The following is a 19587-nucleotide window of genomic DNA, read 5'->3' as shown; positions in this document are numbered from 1 at the left end:
TCATCGACATACTCGGCGTCTCCGGACTCACGACAACGTCAATCCGAACCCATACGACCGATGGTCGATGGTTCGTCGATTTATCAAGCCGGGCGCAACGCCCGAGCGCGGACGCAAGGGCGGTCTGGTCACGCCCGATCTTATCGAGAGTCTGATCGCCAACCGGCTGCTCGACACGATAATCACGGCGATGACCGAGCGCCATCGGCTCGCGATCCGAAACCGCGCGGTTACCGCAGCGACGAGGTGCCGATATGGCGGTCAGTGACCGTGGCGGGCGAGTATCGTTTCGATCGTCTCGGCCGGCGATCTGTCCACGAACTGGCATAGCGCCAACGGATCGTTGGTGAAAACACCGTCCACACCTCGCTCGATGTACCGCTGAAAATCCGTGGCGTGATCCAGCGTATAAACGTGCAAGTGCAGGCCACGCCGATGGACATGCGCAATCATCCAGGGCCGGGCCAGATCGGCATAGCTATAGACTGAATCGAGATCGGTCCGGACGGTCGAAGCACCGACACCGATCGCGCCGCGAGCGACCGCGTAGTCGAGAAATGCATCATAGGCCTCGCTTGAGGCTACCGTGCAACGCGCCCGAAACACGGCATCGGGTTCGTCCGCGCGTTGCACGATCGATTCATCCGCCGCGATACCCTGCTTGCCGCCGAGGCCGAGCAATAGAATCTTCGGCGTATCCGGCATTCGCTCGGCAAGTTGGGCCAGGCTATCCCGAGCAAATGTCTGCAACACCACACGCCCGGCCGAATAACCAACCGCCACGTGCGCTTCGCGGTCGAAATCCGTGGGTGCCCGGCGGGCATCGTCGCCGATCCAGCCGTGTCTGCGCAGATAGTCGGCCAGCTCGGCTTCGATACCGGGAAACAATTCCGGCGCCTTGGTTTCCAGATAAAGTCCCGGCTGATGCGTTCCGCTTTCCGCGATTTCGCGCAACTCGTCGAGGGTCAGGATCTGCAACCCCGCATAGCCGGGCCGGGCCCGGCTGGGATGTGCCTTGTTGAACCAGGAACCGGCATCGAGCTGCTTGATCTCGGCGAGGCTGAACGTGCTGACCGGGTCGGCCACGCGCTCCGGAAATACCGTTTCGATATCGGTCGTGCGTTCGAGCGTCGTGTCGTGAAGCACAATCAGGTGTCCGTCTCGCGTGCGCTGCAGATCGGCTTCGAGATAATCGGCACCGAGATCCCGGGCCAGCAGATACGCCGCTCGAGTGGCCTCGGGCGCATCGCGCGATGCACCGCGATGGGCAATCACCGCCTGCTCCGGTATCGCGCGTGCTGCCTTGTCCTCATCGTCGTGGCGCATCGCCCTCTCCTTCGTTGTCGAATCCGTACCGAAGCGACGGCCTGGCCCTGTCGCATCCGCCGGCACGCAGCCCACCACTCGGCGCCCCTCGGTATATCGGCCTACCGACCATGCCTGCCTGCGCACGCGACGGCCATTGCGGGCGCTCGACCCGGGACAAACAAATGGACCTTCGGAGGAATGACACAGGCATGTGAATACATATCTGCCGCAGGCACCGAACGTGGCGCCATTGGACATCCCGGACAGAAAGGTGCCGACGCGATCGCGCGATGACGTTGCAAACAGCTGACAGGCGCCGCGGTTTCTGGTGCCGGAGTGATCGCGCCCGTGTCGATAACGACTCGACGCCCCGGCCGGTCGCTCTTGGGGCCTGTCGTCAAGGGATGCACTCTGGCCCATCGCTGACCGCATTACCGGGATTGATATGGACAACCGCCCAGCTGTCGAAGTCACGGGCCTCCGCGGGTTGTATATCGGCACAGCCGGAAACGGCTCGTCACGTGTCGTCGTAGGCAAAAGCGGTATCGTTTTGATCGAAAGCGCTGGCTTGTCCCGAGCGTGCCACGGGCAGTGTCCGGCACTTTGATCGGTACTTCCGCTTTGCCCTTGAGCTGCGCCATGGTACAACGCGCCTCGTTATTTTCATGGTCACGCTTTCGGCATTCGGCGAACTGGTCTGGCCGGGAATTGCACAATAAGCTCAAATTGGTCGAAACCTGACGGCCGAGTGCAACCGGCGGCCATGGCAGCAGCCGAAACGAGGCGATATATCATGATTCACTGTGCCTGCCTGGTCATCGAAGAAAACGACAAGCTGCTTCTGGTTCGCGTACGCGACAACAGCCACTATTATTTCGCTGGCGGCAAGATCGAGCCCGGCGAGAGTCCGCAGGCGGCGCTGCATCGCGAAATTCACGAAGAACTCGGTACGGCGATTGCCGCGGACTCGGTCCAGCATCTGATGACCGTGGACGGACCGGCACTGGATTCGCACGACACGGTCACGCTGTATTGCTTTACCGGCCGGCTGCTGGACACGCCCACGCCGATGGCCGAGATCACGGCACTCGACTGGATCGCGATTGCCGATCGTCATCGAATGGCGCCGGCCGTACAGCGATTCTGTGAATCCCGGTACGACGCAGCCTGACCGCCGACGCTGGACCACGTCCCTGGGGCGTGTTGAGGTTTCGTGCGAGTCCGCGCCAAGCGCGCCCTGAAATTGACGATGGGCGGCAAGACGAGGCGTAGCACGCGCCGTGCCGTTATTCTGCACCCGCGGGCGACAACGCTGGATTGCCGTCGTGTTCTTGATTTTGGGGCGCTTGTCCCTTCGGGTTGGGCCGCCCATGAAAAATCGACGATGGGCGCCCGGCGGCGTTGCGAGCCTTGATCGTGGCACGCCACGATCGGCAACTCGCGCCTTGCCGGACACACGGCGGTCTCTCGACGAAAAGGCGCTCGCAGACACATCAACAGGCCCTAGGGCGATCGTTGGCCCCGACCGGCTAGCCGCCGGGCCGACGGGTCGATTAAGCTCGCCAGCTGAGCATTTCGCCAAGCCTGTGGACAACGCATGAGCGCCGCTTCGCAACCGACTTTCGAGACCGTTCAGTTGATCGAGCTGGAACAGATGACGCACGAGGCCTGCGATGCCCTCGATTTCGGCGTCATCGGCCTGCGGCCGGATACGCGTGCCGACGTCTACAACGCGGCCGAACAACGACTGTCCGGCATCGATCCGGCCCTTGTAATCGATGCGCCATTCTTCTCCACGATCGGTCAATGCATGAACAATTTCATGGTCGCCCAGCGTTTCGAGGACGAACCCGATCTGGACGAGATCGTGCCGTTCGTGCTGACGCTGCGGATGCGCCCGACCCGGGTCCGGCTGCGCCTGCTGCAATCCCGCGACGTGGCGCGCCGCTACGTTCTCGTCGAGCGCTGACCTGCCACCAGGCATGGCCATATCGGACGATAACGAACTTCTCGGCTTCATGTATGCCTGCCCGTTCGGGCTCATCGAGCTCGATGAGACGGGCCACATCGGGATGATCAACCCGAATGCGATGAAGCATCTGTTGCCGCTGGCCGGCGCCGACGGGGTCGAGAATTTTTTTCTCGCCACCGAGAAACATGCGCCGGAACTGCGTAATTTCGTCGAAGGCTTCGCGGCGGATTTCGGCACGATCTGCGACGGGCACCGCATTTTCGTGGATCTGGGACGCCGAAACGTCGGCGGCGACCCTCGGGTGCTGTCCTGCACGCTGGTCAAGCGCGCGCCGAATCAGCTGATCGCCACGCTCAGCGACATCAGCGCACAGGTGTCTCAGGAGTATCGGCTGCGACAGGCCGATACGTGGTTCTCGGCCCTGATCGACGAGATCAACGATCATGCCCTGCTCACCGTCGATCTCAACGGTATCGTACTGGCGGCCAACACCTCGTTTACGCGTCAGACCGGCTACGAGGCCGCCGATGTCATCGGCGGCTCGGTGGAAGCCATCCTGTCACGCGCCCAGAGCATGGGGCAGACGCCGCTTTCCATCACCGACCAGCTCGCGCTGGCGACACGCAACGGCTGGCATCTGTTCGAAGGATGGGAGACACGCGCCGACGGCCAGCGCTACTGGTGCCAACGCCTGCTCGTCGCCCGAGCCGAGGCAGAAGACGAGGACGACCGCGCGTTTTCGCTCGTCCTGCGCGACGTGCCGAAACCCGGCGGAAAGCCCGACGATCTGGTCGAGCTTCTCACGCGCGACTACCTGACCGGCGCAACCAACCGCATGCAGTTCCAGAAGACGCTGGAGCGCGAACGCGTCCGATGCACGTCGCAAGGCCGGCCGATGTCGTTGATCATTCTCGATCTGGACGACTTCAAGGCGCTGAACGACGCCCACGGCCATCCGACCGGCGATGCCGTGCTCAAGCGCGTTGCGCGGCTCGGCCTCGAACATGCGCCGGAACGCGGCGTGTTCGCGCGTCTGGGCGGTGAGGAATTCGCGCTGCTGGTCCCGGACTGTTCATTGACCGAAACCACCGAGATGGCAGAAACGCTGCGCCAGCGCATCGCCGGCATGACCGTTGCTGTACCCGGTGCCCGAATCGCGGTCACCGCCAGTTTTGGCTGTGCCGAGATGGGCGAGACGGACGGGTCGAGCGATGATCTCATCGCGATTGCCGACCGCCGGCTTTACGAGGCCAAGCATGGCGGACGCGACCGGGTCGTGGCCTCCTGACATGACCGTTCGCGCGCTACCGCATACCGCGATCCGCCGGATCACGGCCGCCGTGATGCAACGAGAAATCCAGCGATTGCGCGGCCAGCCCGCGGAGAGACCGGACGACAGGCCAGTGGACGCGCCACTGGACTCGCTCGAGCGGATGGGCGTGGCCGCCGCGCTCGGCGAAATGTTCGAGCTGAGCGATATCGTGTTCGATATCAACGCCGCGGACAGTCTCGACGATTGGGCCGAAGGACTCGACCGGACGCCCGTCGAACGACTCACCGTGCACACATCGGGCTCGACCGGCGCCCCGCAACGCCATTCCCATGCCGTGGCCGAACTGTGGGCGGAAGCCGAAACGCTGGCCCAGCACTTTACAACCGCCGGGCGCATCATCGCGCTCGTCCCGGCCGATCATCTCTACGGTCTGGTCTGGACCGCACTATTGCCGGTCGCGCTCGATGTGCCGGTCATCGACGGGCAGATCACGGCCCTGCCCGAGCTGCGTCCCGACGATCTCATCGTGGGAGTACCCGAACACTGGGCCGCCCTGTCTCGCTTTCGTCGCGACTGGCCGAACGGCGTCATCGGTATCAACTCAGGCGGCCCACTGGATTCGAACGTCGGCCAGACCCTGCTCGCCAGCGGCCTGTCCCGGCTCGTCGATGTCTACGGCACATCGGAAACCAGCGCCGTCGGCCTTCGTGACGTGCCGCAGGCCGGCTATGCGCTGTTGCCGCGCTGGCAGCTCGCGCAACACGACGATGGGCTATCGCTACGCGATCGCGACGGCCAGCTCGTCGCATTGCCCGACCGGATCCGAGCCATCGACACCCGTCGAATCGCGCTCGACGGGCGCCATGATCATGCCGTTCAGGTCGGCGGCATCAATGTCTATCCAACGCACATCGCCGGTCTGCTCGCCGCGCACGACGGCGTCTCGGAAGCCGCGGTACGACTTGGCGACGATGGTCGCCTGAAAGCCTTCGTGGTGACCATCGACGGCCACGCGCCGACCGATCTCGAGTCTCGGCTGCGTCGATTTGCTATCGAATGCCTGACCCCGGCCGAGCGCCCGGTGCAGTTCCGGTTCGGATCGGCACTGCCGTCCAATGACATGGGTAAACCCGCCGACTGGGATTGAACCCGGGCCGACAGCCGGCACCATGGGGCGAGGCTGCCGCCGGTCGAGCCCGTCCAGCGGCGCGGCCGCCCCGACCGCCTGCCGGTTGCCCGCCGAATGCGGACGCGCCATCGAACCGGCATCACCGGGAACCAACGACACCGGCGAAAACGCATTGCCCGGAACGATTGGGTAGAACGCCTCTCCGTCGCCTTGACTCTAAAACTCAATCATTCTATCGTTCTTTAGAACAAAAGATGGATATGCAACAGGACTACGACGAGCCCCAACTCATGGAAGCCGCCGCGATCTTCCACGCGCTGGCTGACCCGGCACGCCTGCGGACACTGACACAGCTGGCCCACGGTGCCAGTTCGGTGACGCGTCTGGCCGAGGCCAGCGAGGAGCGTATCGGGACCGTGTCGGCACGCCTGAAGGTGCTGCGCCAGGCACGCCTCGTTTCGCGCCGGCGCGAGGGCCAGTCGGCCGTCTATTCCATAGCCGACGATCATGTGTTCCAGCTGATTGCCAATGCACTGGAACACGCCGAGGAACATCAAGGATTCACATCCCGGGAGTCATGACATGACCGACTGCGACGCCACCCAGCACGGCAACCACCCCCACGAACACGGCCCGGATTGCGGCCATACCGCGATCAAACACGATGGTCACGTCGACTATCTGCACGACGGGCACCTGCATCATCCGCACGGGGACCACGTCGACGAGCACGTCATTGAAGTCACGGACAGGAATCCCGCCGACTGCACCCAGGGCCATGCCTGCAACGGCCACGACGACGGGCATGTCCACGGCCCGGGTTGTGGACACGAACCGGTGCCGCACGGCGACCACGTCGACTATCTGGTGGATGGGCATCTGCACCACCCGCACGGGGATCATTGCGACGACCACGGCCCGGTGGAAGTGGTGCAGGGCTGATTCACCGGCCGGTTCGCCACCGCTGCCCCGATCGCGCATTCGTTCGACGCCGTCTCCGGCATGGCGTCGGAATGTCGGGGCTGGCCTCCCGGCCGGCCGCTGGCCTGATACGCATCGCGCCGGCAGGCCAGCCAGGGCCTGTTGACCCGATCCGCGTGAGTCACGCCGGCGGCTCGTCGTGCAAGACAAGACGGCCGGAGCCCGGTGTCGCTATGCGACACAAGCAAGCGGCAACGCCGGATTGCAGGAAGCGCTCCGGCCCTTCGGGTGACGCCCGGAGCCACGCCCTTGCGGCGTTGCGCAGCTTGGCCTTGGCATGACCGGGCCGGCGCCATGTACCTTGCCGGATCACGATTTCGGGCAGCGACCCGACCCGCGCGGATCGGGTTAGGGCCTGTTATTAACCCGGCCTAAAAATAGATGATTTTTCGGGTTGATAACGCGCGTATGCGACAGCACGCGCGCCACGGCCAACGGCCGTGAAGCCATTGAAAATAAAAAGACGGACAAGGGCCGGCGTTTCTTTCGATGGCGTTGAAAACAGCTGACGTCGTCAGCTGTTCTGGTGCCGGATTCATAACACGTCGCGCGCAACCCGACGGGACGGCGGTCATTTTTTGCGCAATCCGGCGTTGTCGTTCGCGACGCCAGAATGACGGCCGTACGCGCCCGATGCCTTGTCTTGCAAAAAATGATCACCGGCGCGACGCACGCGGGACCTGTAGACAGGCCCGAGCTGGGCCTGAGCGTTGCTTGTCTTGCAACACGACAACACCCACGCTGCGAGCCACGCGACCGCATCTCGACGGTCATCAACGCCCAGGGCGCGCGCCTGCCCGAGCGTGACGAATATCGGCGACGTAATATCACCATTTTCTGAATGTCATATCATTGCGCTATCGACGGTACGGGGCGGCGATTGCCAGTGAGACGGCGCGAGATTCTCAAGGGGCTGTTATTCGGCGGTTTGAGCACGATGAGCATTGGCTTGTTGTCGCCCATGGACGCCCGGGCAGCCGAGCGCGACGTCGTCGATGTCACGCTGACATCGCGACCGCATACCTTCTCGCCGACCCCGAACGTGACCTTCGACGGCCTGGCCTTCAACGGACAGATTCCCGGCCCGCTGCTCCGCGTGCGCCACGGACAACGATTCCGGGCACGCTACATCAACCGCAGCGGCGGTCCGTCCACGATTCACTGGCACGGCATGATCCTGCCCAATGCCATGGACGGCGTCCCGAACGTCACCCAGGCCCCGATACCCGACGGCGGCGAGTTCATCTACGAATTCACTCCGGGGCCGCCGGGATTTCGGTGGTATCACAGCCATGTGGCCCCCCAGAATCCGCGCGGACTGTTCGGCGCGTTCATCGTCGATGATCCGAACGAACAACCGGCCGACGTGGAAGCAGTACTCGTATTTCACGACGTACCGGACATGACGAGCTTCAATGCCGCACTGCATGATGCCAGCCATGCCCACATGGTCGCGCCGATGGGCGCACCGGAAATGGCCGACATGACCGCGTCCGACAAGGCCAGCGCCCACGCCATGGGCGACGAAGTGGCCTATCTCGCGCGTTGCATCAACGGCGCGACCTGGCCCCGTACGAAGCCGATCGAGGCCCGGGTCGGCCAGCGCGTGCGGCTGCGGATCCTCAACGCCAGCCCCACGATCACGCACTACATCGCGGCCGGTGGCCATCAACTGCGCGTGACCCATAGCGACGGCAACCCCCTGCCGCGCCCGGTCACGGTCGATGCCCTGCGCGTCGGCGTGGCCGAACGCTACGACGCCTGGCTCGATATCACCCGACCGGGCGCCTGGCTCGTCGAAGCCATCGCCGACGACGGCCAGGCCATCGGCCAGTCGGTCGTCGTACACACACCGGGCATGGCGCAGGCCACCCCCGAGCGCCCCGCCCAGTCGCTGCGTGGCGAAGACTGGTTCACCTATCTGCAGGCTGGCGATGCCGGGCCGTTACAACACCCCGTCGTGCCCGGGCCGATCGATGTCGACGCGCATCTGGCGCTGGGTGAAGGCGCGCGCGGCGCCGGCAACTGGACAATCAATGGCCGGACCTGGCCGGATACCCGACCGATCGATGTCCACCGCGACGATCGGGTCCTCGTGCATTTCACCAACCCGACCGACATGGCCCATCCGATGCACCTGCATGGCCATGTCTTTCATCTGGTTGCGCTCAACGGTCAGTCGCTGGGCCAGCCGCTGCCCAAGGACACGACTCTGGTACCGGCCAAAGGCGGTACGGCCACCTGGTTCTTCAAGGCGAGTTCGCCGCCGGGCCGCTGGATGCTGCACTGTCACAACGATATCCATATGGCCGACGGCATGATGACGGACGTGCGTTACATCTGAGACCGATCGAGCGGTCCGCAGTCTCGGCGAGATACCCCCCACCCACCGGCCTCGGCGATGGGGCGGCGGTGAAGGGTCTACGGCGCGTTTGCCGGCGCTTCTCAAGCCACAGGCTGTGTCGTCAACTCGCCGCGCATCGCCTGTTCCAGCCGGGCACGATCCAGCGATTTCTCCCACGCCGCGATCACGATGGTCGCCACCCCGTTGCCGACGAAATTGGTCAGTGCCCGGCATTCGCTCATGAAACGATCGACACCCAGAATCAGCACCATGCCGGCGACCGAGAGCTGCGGGACCACGGCCAGCGTCGCCGCCAGGGTGATGAAACCGGCACCGGTGACCCCGGACGCACCCTTCGATGTCAGCATGGCCACGAGCAGAATCGTCAATTGATCGACGAGGCTGAGATCGACGTTCGTGGCCTGAGCGATGAACAACACGGCCAGCGTCATGTAGATGTTCGTCCCATCCAAATTGAACGAATACCCGGTCGGTACGACCAGACCGACGACCTTGCGCGAGCAGCCGGCACGCTCGAGCTTTTCGATCAACATCGGCAGGGCCGCTTCGGAGGAACTCGTGCCCAGCACGATCAGTAGCTCCTCGCGGATATAGCGAATGAAAGCCAGAATCCGGAAACCGGCCAGTCGGGCGACCACACCCAGTACCACGAGCACGAAGACGAGCGCGGTGAGATAGAAACTGCCCACCAGCTTGAACATCGGCAACAAGGAATGCACGCCGTACTTGCCCACGGTGAACGCGATCGCGCCGAAGGCGCCGATGGGCGCCAGCCGGGTGATGTAGTGCACGATCTTGAAGAACACGCGCGTGGCACTGCTGATACCCGCCACGATGCCCTCGCCCTTGTCTCCGAGCTGGGCCAGCGCGGCCCCGGTGAGGATCGAGATCAACAGAATCTGCAGGATATTGCCTTCGGTGAAGCCGGAGAAGAACGTGTGCGGAATGATGCTCATCAGGAAATCCACCATGCCGTGCGACTCGGCGCCGGTGGTGTATTTCGCGATCACGCTCGTATCCAGCGTGGCCGGATCGACATTGAAACCGGCCCCCGGATGCAACAGGTGCCCGGCGATCAGACCGAGACACAGGGCGAACGTCGAGACGACCTCGAAATAGAGCAGCGCCTTGCCGCCGACCCGGCCCATTTCCTTCAGGTCGGTCATGCCGGCGATGCCGGTGACGACCGTACAGAAGATGACCGGGCCGATGATCATCTTGATCAGGGCGATGAAGGCATCACCCAACGGCTTGAGCTGGACCGACAGGTCCGGCTGGATCACGCCCAGAACCACGCCGATCGCGATGGCGACCAGCACCTGGACATACAGCATTTTATAGATTGGCGTACGCATGGCCTTCCAGGAAACGCGGCCACCCCGACGGTCGGCCTGATGCATCCAAGGCTAGGCCGCCTGCCCGCTGGCCGCCATGCGACCTAATTGGCGTGTTTTGTAATTAAAGAAAACTTGCATTTCCTCGTCGCAGCGCCGTGGCCACATGCCGCACGTGACGCGGTCGGTGCGCGTTGATCAGGCAAGCGCCAGGCGGTCTGTACAAGGCGACCGACGGTATTGCCTTGGCATGGAGCCACGCCGTATTTTTCCAGCCATAGATCGCACCGGGTCGATCACGATCGTGATCGCATTCGATACATGTCAGACATCGCTGAAACCAGATCCATCGCGCAGGGACTACGCCGTGTGCTGCCGTTCGTTCTGATCTTCGCCGTCGTCGGCCTGCTGGTGCTGGAAGCCCGACACATCAACCTGCGCAGCATTCAGCACGAGCTGGCGGCCGTGCCGCCGCTGCATCTGTTCCTGCTGGGATTGGGCGGGCTGATCGCCAGTGCCGCGATCGGCACCTACGACCTGCTCGCGGCCCGGGTGATCGGCTATCGACGCGGCATCGGCGCCGGGCTGCGCGTGGGCCTGATGGCCAGCGGGATCAACAACGTGGTCAGCCTGTCCGGGCTGACGGGTTCCGGGCTGCGGGTGCTGCTCGTCACCGGGGACGGCGTGGACTCGGGCGCCGCGGTGCGCTATGCCGGCCTCGTGGCCACGGCCTCGGCGCTGGGTCTGTCGACGCTCGCTCTTATCACGCTGATCACCCGACCGGCTATTCTCGCGGCCACGCCGGTTCCCGTGTGGCTGGTCATGACGGCTCTGGTCGTGATCGCCTGTTATCTGCCGCTCTATCTGTTGCTGGCCATGACGCCCCTGCTGCGCATCGGCCGACTGGCGGCGATCGAACGCCTCACCCCGCTACAGACTGTCGGATTCGTGTGTGCCTCGATCGGCGAATGGCTCCTGGCAGCCGCCGTGCTGTGGGGCTGTGTCGAGGCGCTGGGCGTCTCACTCACGCCGGCCGCGGTCGCCGCCGCCTTCGTGCTGGCGGCCACGCTCGGCATGCTGAGTTTTCTCCCCGGCGGCCTCGGCGTATTCGATGCCACGCTCGTCGGCCTGCTCGCCGCACACGGGGCAGCGACCGAGACCGCCGTGGCCGCACTCGTGCTGTTTCGCTTCGCCTATTACCTCGTGCCGCTGATCGCCGCGCTGTTTCTGGGTGCGAACGCGCTGGCCCGTTCCCGTCTGGCCGCGACCCTCAGGGCACATCCGCTCGTCTCGGTCCTCGCCTGGCCGGTGGGTCAGGCGGTGGATCTCGGGCTCCGCCTGCTCTCGGCGCTGACCGCCGGTGCCGGCATCGTGCTGCTGGCCGGGGCGGCCTTTCCGAACCTGCTCTCTCGTACCCGCATCCTGTCGCACTGGGTGCCCCTGCCGGCGGTCGAAATCACGCATCTGGCCAGCGTGGTCATCGGCCTGACGTTGATCATGACCGCCCGGGGCCTGTCACTGCGACTGCGTCAATCCCTGTGGCTGTCGATCGGCCTGCTGATCGCCGGCGCGCTGTTCGGCCTGACCCGGGGCCTGGACTGGGGCACCAGCCTGTTGCTGCTGGTGGTCGCAAGCCTGCTGTACATGAGTCGGGCAACGTTCGACCGCCACGGCAGTCTGGCCCAACAGGTCGGTGCCTGGCCCTGGACCGGCACGCTGCTGGCCGCCCTGGTCGGTTATCTGCTGCTCGGCCATGCGCTTTATCAGGGCCATGCGGTCGATCCATTGCACTTCGGCTTCGGCGCCCATGCCCCGCGTTTCGAACGGGGCGCCTTCGTGGCTCTTATCAGCGTGATCGTGCTGGTGATCTGGACCTGGCCACGCTGGCCGACGCCGCAGCTGGCACGGCCGGCGCCCGCCGATCTCGATGCCCTGGTCGCCTGGCTGACGTCCCACGGGTCGACCCCCTATTCCCATCTCATGCTGCTGGGCGACAAGACACTGTTCTACGGCGCCGACGGGCAGGCGATGATCGGCTATCGCGCGATCCGTAACCGGCTCATCGCGCTGTCCGATCCGGCCGGCGATACGGCGGCACGACGCACGGCGATCGGTGAATTCCGCCAGCTCGCCGACGACATGCAGTGCACGCCGGTGTTCTATCAGGTCGGCCCGGACGATCTGTCGGCCTATCTCGACCACGGGTTCGTGTTGTTCAAGCTCGGCGAGATCGCACGGGTCGATCTCGCGGCCTTCTCGATGACCGGCAAACGCAACGAAGACAAGCGCGGCGCGATCAATCGCGGGCATCGTCTGGGGCTGACCTTCGAGATTACAGCGCCGCCCTTCAGCACGGGGTTCATGAACCAGCTGGCTGCAGTCTCCGATGACTGGCTCGGCGAGAAAGCCGCCGAGAAGACGTTCTCGCTCGGCAATTTCGATCGCGATTATCTGGCTCGGGCCCCGATCGCGGTGGTCCGCGACGCCAACGGGCGATTGCTCGCCTTTGCCAGCATTCTGCCGAGCTATGGCCACCTCGAGGAATACTCGATCGATCTGATGCGGCACCTCGAAACCGCGCCCGGCGGCACCATGGATTTCCTGTTCGTCCGGCTCATGCAGGAAGCACAGGCCGCGGGCTATCGCTGGTTCTCGCTCGGCATGGCACCGCTGGCCGGCGTGGGCGATACGCCCTGGGCCCGACCGGCCGAGCAGCTTGCCCGGCTGGCCTACGAGCACGGCAATCGTTTCTACAACTACAAGGGGCTGCGCGCCTTCAAGAACAAATGGCATCCGGTCTGGCATTCGATGTATCTGGCCTATCCGCCGGATACACGTCTGTCGAGCCTGCAGCTGGATATCGCCGCCCTCATCGCCGGCGGGTATCGGCGCATACTCACCGACAGCTGACGCCGCCTCTGCCGATCGAACCGGGATGACGATGAACATGCGATTTATTGTCGAGCGTGGCGCCTGGCTGCTGGGCCTCGTGGCGATTCTCGTCGGTGCCCCCGGCTGTGTCTTTCATCCCGGCGGCGAGACACCGGCACCGGCCGTGGCCGACCTGCCGCTGATGGTCTATCCGCCGCCCCCGCCACAGGACACGACGCCGACCACCGATGACACGCTTGTCGTCATGCTCTCCGGCGACGGCGGCTGGGCCGGGCTGGACAAGGCCGTGGGCCAGTCGCTGGCTCGGGCCGGCTATCCGGTCATCGGCTGGGATTCGTTGCGCTATTACTGGCACGTGAATGATCCCGCCAGAGCCGCGGCCGACCTCGACCGGGTCATCCAGACCTATCGGCGCCGTTGGCACCGGTCACGCGTCGTGCTGATCGGTTATTCACGCGGGGCCGATGTCATGCCGTTTCTCTACAATCGCCTGCCCGCAGCCACACAGGCCCATGTACAGCGAATCGTGTTGCTCGGTCTGGCCAGCCATATCACCTTCGGGTACCACCTGCTGTCGTGGATCGGGCTGGGGCCCGAGGGCCGGGCCGTGATGCCCGAGGCACGACGCCTGCCGGCCGCGCGCACCAGCTGTCTCTACGGCGTGACGGATCCGCAAGCGATCTGCGACGAACTGGTCGCCGCCGGCTTCGATGTCGCCGGCCTGCCCGGCGGCCATCATTTCGATCGTCGTTACGCGGATCTGGCCGAGCGCCTCATCAAGCGGATCACCGCACGCTGAAAGACAACACGCGCCGACACGAAGCCCGGCCGTATTACATCGATACCGTGCCCTGAAATGCGGCGCCCGTCGTGTGCCTGACGAAAGTCGCACGATCCAACGCCCTGATGTCCCGTAGCCAGGGCCTCAAGAATCCGCTGGCCCGGTCGATACCTACCGGCTCGTGGCTACCCGTTGATTCCCATGCGTCTTTCTTTTCGTACCCGTATCCTGGCGATCTGCATCGTCCTGTTCATGCTTTCGTTATCCAGTATCGGGGCGATCAGCTGGTTCGCGCTGAAAGCGGACTACCTCGCCAGCGCAACCCAGAAGATGCAGAACCTGGCCAACGACAACAGCCGCGCTATCGCGAACTGGCTGGGCACGCAGAAACGGTTGCTCGGCGCGCTTCACGGCCGCTTCGACACGACGCATCTGGCACGGGACATGGCCCTGATCGAGCATGCCAGCCATTTCTCGATGGTCTATGCCGGCTTCCCGGATGGGCGGTTCATTTCGGGCCAGAACTGGACCCCGCCCGACGGTTTCGACCCCACACAGCGCCCCTGGTATCGCAACGCCAAGAATGCCGGAACCCTGGTCGTCAACAAGCCGTACATGGACGAGAGCTCTCACGCACTCGCGCTGTCGCTGTCGATGCCGATCGAAAAAGCGGGCCGTCTCGAGGCTGTTCTGAGCGCCGATATCCAGCTCACCGAAGTCACGACGATCGTGGATGCCATCAAGCCCACGCCGAGCGGTTATGCTTTTCTGGTCAACGACCAGGGCACGCTGATCGCGCATCCGGAGATGGATCGCGTGCTGCACCCGGCCACCCAGATCGCGTCCCTGTTCACGCCGAGCTGGCTGTCGAACGCGGCGCGAAGCGATGGCATGACGCCAGTCACGCTCGGCGACCGAGCAGCCTACGTGACGGCCCAGCATGTCCCGGACAGCCACTGGACGCTCGTGGTGGTCGCCGACAAGCACGAGACACTGGCCGGCCTGTCGCAGTTCGTCTGGATCATGTCCGCCGGTTTCGTGGTGACCGCACTGCTGGCGGTGCTGGTACTCTGGGCTCTGCTGACACCGGGTTTTCGTCGCCTGCGACGTGTACAAGTCGCCATGCAGGACATTGCCTCCGGCGACGGCGATCTGTCGCAACGACTCACGGTTCACGGTCACGACGAAATCGCCGGCATCGCCACGGCCTTCAATGCCTTTGCCGAACGCATCAATCGGGTGCTGCTCGAGGTTCGGGACAGCTCAGCCACAGTCAGCTCGGCCGCCGATGAGATCGCCCAGGGCAACCATGAGCTGTCCCGGCGTTCCGAGGCGGCCGCCGCCAGCCTGGAGGAATCCGCCGCGGCGGTCGAGCAGCTGTCCAGCACGGCCCGCCAATCGGCGAGCCTGGCCGAGACCGCCAGTGGCACCGCGCGCCAGACGGTGGAAACGGCCCACAAGGGCAGCCAGCGCATGGCCAGTGTCAGCGCGGCGATGCAGAGCCTCAAGGGCTCGGCGGGGCAGATCCGCGGCATCCTGGATCTGATCGACGATATCGCCTTCCAGACTAATCTACTGGCCCTGAATGCGTCCGTGGAAGCCGCCCGAGCCGGCGAGTATGGTCGCGGTTTCGCCGTCGTTGCCCAGGAGGTGCGCAAGCTCGCCGATCGCAGCACCGAATCGGCCACGCAGATCAAGACATTGATCGACCAGTCGACCGAACAGACCGAAACCGGTGTCGCCGAAGTCGAGGCCACCGACCGGGCCATGCAGGAAATCATGGCGCAGATCGAACAGGTCAGCGGCATGCTCGACGAACTCAACAATGCCGCCGGCGAGCAGTCGCAGGGCATCAGCGAGATCAACACCGCTGTCGCGCAGCTCGACAGCACCACACAACAGAACGCGGCCATGGTCGAGGAATCGACCGCCGCCAGCAGTGCCCTCAACCAGCAGGCCCGGGCGCTCGCCGATACGGTCGCGGCCTTTCGGCTTCGGGAACAGGCTGACCCCGACCCCGCCCGCCCGCCGGCATGACACCGTTCGCGGCAGCGGCGCCAGGACGCGTCGGCCGGCCGGATACCGGCTGATCGCGTCTCGCCGCGCCGCGCTTGATCGGTTCGCGGGCTTCGGGCAACGTCGCGAGCCGACCTCAGCAGGAGACACGCCACGTGCTCGACTATCCATCGATCCGTTGGTGGGCCGGCCAGGGCTTCGGCCTGATCGCGCTGGCGCTCTGTGTCGCCGGTTTCGCCAACAAGCGCGACGACCGGCTCTTCGTTCTGCTGCTGTTTGCCAACGTGGCCTTCGCACTGCAGTTCGCCCTGTTCCGCAGCTGGGCAGCGGCGGCGATCGCGGCCCTCATCGTGCTGCGCGTGCACCTCGTGAGACGCTACAAGCAACATTGGTCGGTCATGCTCGCCATGGCGGGCGCGACACTCGTGGCCGCACTCATCACCTGGTCCGCACCGCGTGATGCCTGGGCCCTGGCCGCCGGCCTGATCGGCACCTACGGCATGTTCATGCACGACGGCCCGACGATGCGCTGGATGCTGGCTGCCGCCGCCTTCTGCTGGGTCATCAGCAACCTGCTCATCGGCTCGCTCGGCGGCACGCTGGCCGAATCGCTGATTCTGATCACCAACCTCGTGACCATCGCCCGGCTCCACCGCTCGTCTCGCGCCGAACGAGAGTGCTAGGCGTGTCCGCCGCGCGCGAAATCGAAGCGACCGGTCCTAAAGCCGGCCGGCCACGTGCGCGCCGGCCGGCGAGACCGCCGCCGGGCCGTGCCGGCGACATCCCCATCCCAAGCTAATGCGCCAGAACCACCAGCGTACCGGGCAAGGCATTGGCCACCGTGAGCATGCCGTGCCCGACCGTGGTCCGGGGACGGTAGCCCCGCGCCAGCACTTTCAGACGGTGCGCCGGGATATCGTCAAACTGGGACAGATCAAGCTCGATCGTCGATTCCGTGTTCGGCGGCAACGTGATCTCCAGCAATTGACGCCCACCGCGCTGGAACGCAACCGAGACCGGCCCGCGTATCGTCGGCACCCGGGCCTTAAACCAGTTCAGGCCGGCCGGTTGTGGTGCAATCCGCAGTCGGGCCGCACCCGGTGCGGCCGGCGTGACCCCGGCGATATACCGCATCACCGTGTTCACCGGGGCACTGCCCCAGGCATGGGAGAACGAGATATTGTCCGTCATGGATGGGTCCCAGGCCTCGGGCGTGATCGTGGCCCCGAGGTCATCCATCATGTGCAGCCATGAAAAGGTATCGCGGCTGGTGAGCAGCGCCAGCGCCGATTCGGCCTGGTTCACGTTGTAGAGAGCATCGAGAACCAGCTGGGCCCCGTACACGTTGGCCTTCATGGGCTGGCCGGCCAGCCATTGCCCGGCCGCCTGCCGAGCCTCGCCACGGGTGACCCCGAGCGCCAGCGGAAACGCGGTGGCGTGTTGCGACTGATGCGTGGTGTCGCGTCCATCGAAATAGGCGCCGTTGCCGGCGATCAGTTCGCTGTTCAGTCGATGCTGCAGACGGCGTGCCATCGCGGCGAAGCGGTGCTGGTCCCGGCCGTGGCCGAGAACGCCGGCGATGTTCGATAACGCCTCGTAGGCCGCATATTGCCAGGCGTTGATGACCGTATTCACATCCGTGAAGACGTAGTCGTCGCGATACCCCCGGGGCCAGTCCACCAGGTCCCGCGGGAAGCGATAGTATTCGCCGGGCGACTTGTCGACCAGGCCATCTGAATCCAGATATTCGGTGAGCTGTCGCTCGACCAACAGATCGTAGTCGGCTGCCAGATTGGCATCGTCGCCCGTGGCCAGATAATCGCGCCACGTGGTGATCGCGGTCATCACGTGGTACTCGGTCGGCCAGGTCGGGCGGCGTGCGAGATAGGACGTCGAATAACGCGCCAGCGCATAGGAACGCTGGGTGTTGTATTCGGACAGCTGATTGATCACGGCGTCGCCGGCATAGGGCTCGCGCTCGCGGGTCGGCGTGTCTTCGTAGACATTCATCCGCAGCGCTTCGATCGTGTATCGACAGAATTCCCAGACCCGATCCAGATCGCGGTTGGAACTGGCAAAGTGGGCGAGACCGTCGGTCCATGGCTTGCGCAGTACGTGTGCCTGCAGCCCGCTGGTGACATCCAGCCCGGGATCGGTGATCAGCTCGATCCAGCGGAACGCCCGATACCCCCAGTGCGCGAGATGCTGTCGGCCGTCGCGCAGCGTCCAGACCTCTTCATAGACCGGCCCGGAGCGCAATTCGTAGCGTGCACCGCCATCGGCCGTGCGTTCCTCGCCAAGGCGAACGGTCACGCGTTGTCCCGCCTGGGCAGTGACGGTCAGACTGAGACCGGCCACGACTTCCCGGCCCATGTCGATCAGCCAGCGGCCTGCTTCCAGCTGAGTCGCGCTTTGCGGCCGGCGCGGTATGCAAGCGATGTTCTCGTCCCAGCTCGGCGTGAGTCCGGGCAAGGACATCGCTCTAGCCGGGGTCTCCCATGCCGAATCGTCGAAACCGGGACGACGCCAGCCGACCGGCTCGGCCCGTGCATCGATATATTCCTGCGGGGCTTCATAGAAACCGCCGAAAAACCCGTTCGGCGGCCGCCAGCCCCCGGCCAGACGCACCCGCCAATCGTCGCCGGTCCCGATCACCTGACGTCGGCCATCTTCATAGACCACGACGATATCCGCCAGAAAAGCATGATCCTCGGCCGTGTAACAGAACGCCGAGACCACGTTCGCGCCAACCTTGAGCAGGCCCGTGATGTCGTGTGTGTGATAACGCGTCTCAGTTTCCGGGTCGAACGAACGCACTGGCCCGACCCCGGCGAACGCCTCATTGACCGCGAGCCGATAGACATACTGACGTGCCGCCTCGGGCGATCGCGCGCTGGCCTGAATCCAGGCCGACTGCACCCGGCCGTCGATCTGGAATTCGGTACGCGCCAGCAACCAGTCGTTGGGGTCGATGTCCTGATCGGGTTCCGCGGCGACTGTCGGCGCCCAGATGGGCGTTCCGGTCCAGCCGTCGCCCATCTCCGTGACCACGCGCTGCGGCGCCGACCACATCGAGGCATGGCCGTGTTTCTGCCACGTCCGAACCCGCCAGTAATAGACCGTGTTCGGTGCCAACGACGGCCCGCCGTAGACAACGCCGGTCGAGACATCGGATTCGACGCGCCCGCTGTCCCAGACCAGATCTCGGCCGGCCGCGATACCGCTTTGGGTCCGCCCGATCTGGACCCGATACGCCGCCTGCGTCGGTACGGGGCCGAGCGCCGGGACGATCCAGGACAACCTCGGCTGGTGATCGGTGACACGGATACCCAGTGGATCGCTCAACAGATCCGTGAGCAGTCCGGACGGTGCTCGCGGATCGATGCCCGGATGGCCGCCTGCCGAGGCCCGAGCGGTATTGATCCACTCGAATGGCCCGGTCAGGCGCGTGGCCGCCAGGCCGGCGAGCCCCCCACCGGCCCACTTGAGAACCCGTCGTCTCGTCTTGTCGAATCGTGTCATGGCGCTCTCCCGTT

At 64.8% G+C, this 19587-nt stretch carries 14 protein-coding genes; 11 read left to right on the top strand and 3 right to left on the bottom strand.

Annotated elements, in window-relative coordinates; translation table 11 throughout:
• Nucleotides 1-261 precede the first annotated feature (261 nt).
• A complete protein-coding gene (locus tag D3260_RS07860) occupies nt 262-1326 on the bottom strand; it encodes a glycerophosphodiester phosphodiesterase family protein (protein ID WP_158583450.1) in 1065 nt (354 codons plus the stop codon).
• A 775-nt stretch (nt 1327-2101) separates the two neighbouring features.
• On the opposite strand from D3260_RS07860, the gene D3260_RS07855 reads away from it, so the two are divergent.
• From D3260_RS07855 to D3260_RS07830, 7 genes are all read left to right on the top strand, one after another.
• Nucleotides 2102-2479: an NUDIX domain-containing protein gene (locus D3260_RS07855; RefSeq protein WP_158583449.1), complete on the top strand. Its 378-nt coding sequence runs from the start codon at nt 2102-2104 to the stop codon at nt 2477-2479.
• A 426-nt stretch (nt 2480-2905) separates the two neighbouring features.
• A complete protein-coding gene (locus D3260_RS07850; RefSeq protein ID WP_120098030.1) occupies nt 2906-3277 on the top strand; it encodes a phosphonate transporter in 372 nt (123 codons plus the stop codon).
• A 13-nt stretch (nt 3278-3290) separates the two neighbouring features.
• The gene (locus tag D3260_RS07845) at nt 3291-4568 is read left to right on the top strand and encodes a sensor domain-containing diguanylate cyclase (protein ID WP_120098029.1); all 1278 of its coding nucleotides are present in this window, start codon (nt 3291-3293) and stop codon (nt 4566-4568) included.
• Nucleotide 4569: 1 nt separating this feature from the next.
• Nucleotides 4570-5700: a class I adenylate-forming enzyme family protein gene (locus D3260_RS07840; RefSeq protein ID WP_158583448.1), complete on the top strand. Its 1131-nt coding sequence runs from the start codon at nt 4570-4572 to the stop codon at nt 5698-5700.
• 236 nt (nt 5701-5936) lie between these two features.
• Entirely contained in the window at nt 5937-6263 is a 327-nt protein-coding gene (locus D3260_RS17645) for a helix-turn-helix transcriptional regulator (RefSeq protein ID WP_233544004.1), read from the top strand.
• Between the two features lies 1 nt (nt 6264).
• Nucleotides 6265-6624, top strand: a complete 360-nt coding sequence (locus D3260_RS17640) for a hypothetical protein (RefSeq protein ID WP_199671412.1) — start codon at nt 6265-6267, stop codon at nt 6622-6624.
• 925 nt (nt 6625-7549) lie between these two features.
• A complete protein-coding gene (locus tag D3260_RS07830) occupies nt 7550-9007 on the top strand; it encodes a multicopper oxidase family protein (RefSeq protein WP_158583447.1) in 1458 nt (485 codons plus the stop codon).
• Between the two features lie 101 nt (nt 9008-9108).
• On the opposite strand, the gene D3260_RS07825 is transcribed toward D3260_RS07830, so the two are convergent.
• Entirely contained in the window at nt 9109-10383 is a 1275-nt protein-coding gene (locus D3260_RS07825; protein ID WP_120098077.1) for a dicarboxylate/amino acid:cation symporter, read from the bottom strand.
• A gap of 348 nt (nt 10384-10731) precedes the next feature.
• On the opposite strand from D3260_RS07825, the gene mprF reads away from it, so the two are divergent.
• From mprF to D3260_RS07805, 4 genes are all read left to right on the top strand, one after another.
• Complete coding sequence (gene mprF, locus D3260_RS07820; RefSeq protein WP_158583446.1) at nt 10732-13272, top strand: bifunctional lysylphosphatidylglycerol flippase/synthetase MprF; 2541 nt, start codon at nt 10732-10734, stop codon at nt 13270-13272.
• Nucleotides 13273-13303: 31 nt separating this feature from the next.
• Nucleotides 13304-14053: a virulence factor gene (locus tag D3260_RS07815; protein ID WP_233544003.1), complete on the top strand. Its 750-nt coding sequence runs from the start codon at nt 13304-13306 to the stop codon at nt 14051-14053.
• A 183-nt stretch (nt 14054-14236) separates the two neighbouring features.
• The gene (locus D3260_RS07810) at nt 14237-16072 is read left to right on the top strand and encodes a methyl-accepting chemotaxis protein (RefSeq protein ID WP_120098024.1); all 1836 of its coding nucleotides are present in this window, start codon (nt 14237-14239) and stop codon (nt 16070-16072) included.
• Nucleotides 16073-16206: 134 nt separating this feature from the next.
• Nucleotides 16207-16734, top strand: coding sequence for a YgjV family protein (locus tag D3260_RS07805; RefSeq protein WP_120098076.1), 528 nt, complete (start codon nt 16207-16209; stop codon nt 16732-16734).
• 112 nt (nt 16735-16846) lie between these two features.
• On the opposite strand, the gene D3260_RS07800 is transcribed toward D3260_RS07805, so the two are convergent.
• Complete coding sequence (locus D3260_RS07800; RefSeq protein ID WP_120098023.1) at nt 16847-19573, bottom strand: family 78 glycoside hydrolase catalytic domain; 2727 nt, start codon at nt 19571-19573, stop codon at nt 16847-16849.
• Nucleotides 19574-19587 lie beyond the last annotated feature (14 nt).

Source organism: Salinisphaera sp. Q1T1-3, assembly GCF_003602005.1.
Classification (GTDB): domain Bacteria; phylum Pseudomonadota; class Gammaproteobacteria; order Nevskiales; family Salinisphaeraceae; genus Salinisphaera.
The sequence above is the reverse complement of the archived record's forward strand: the minus strand, read 5'-3'. Positions and strand labels throughout refer to the sequence as shown.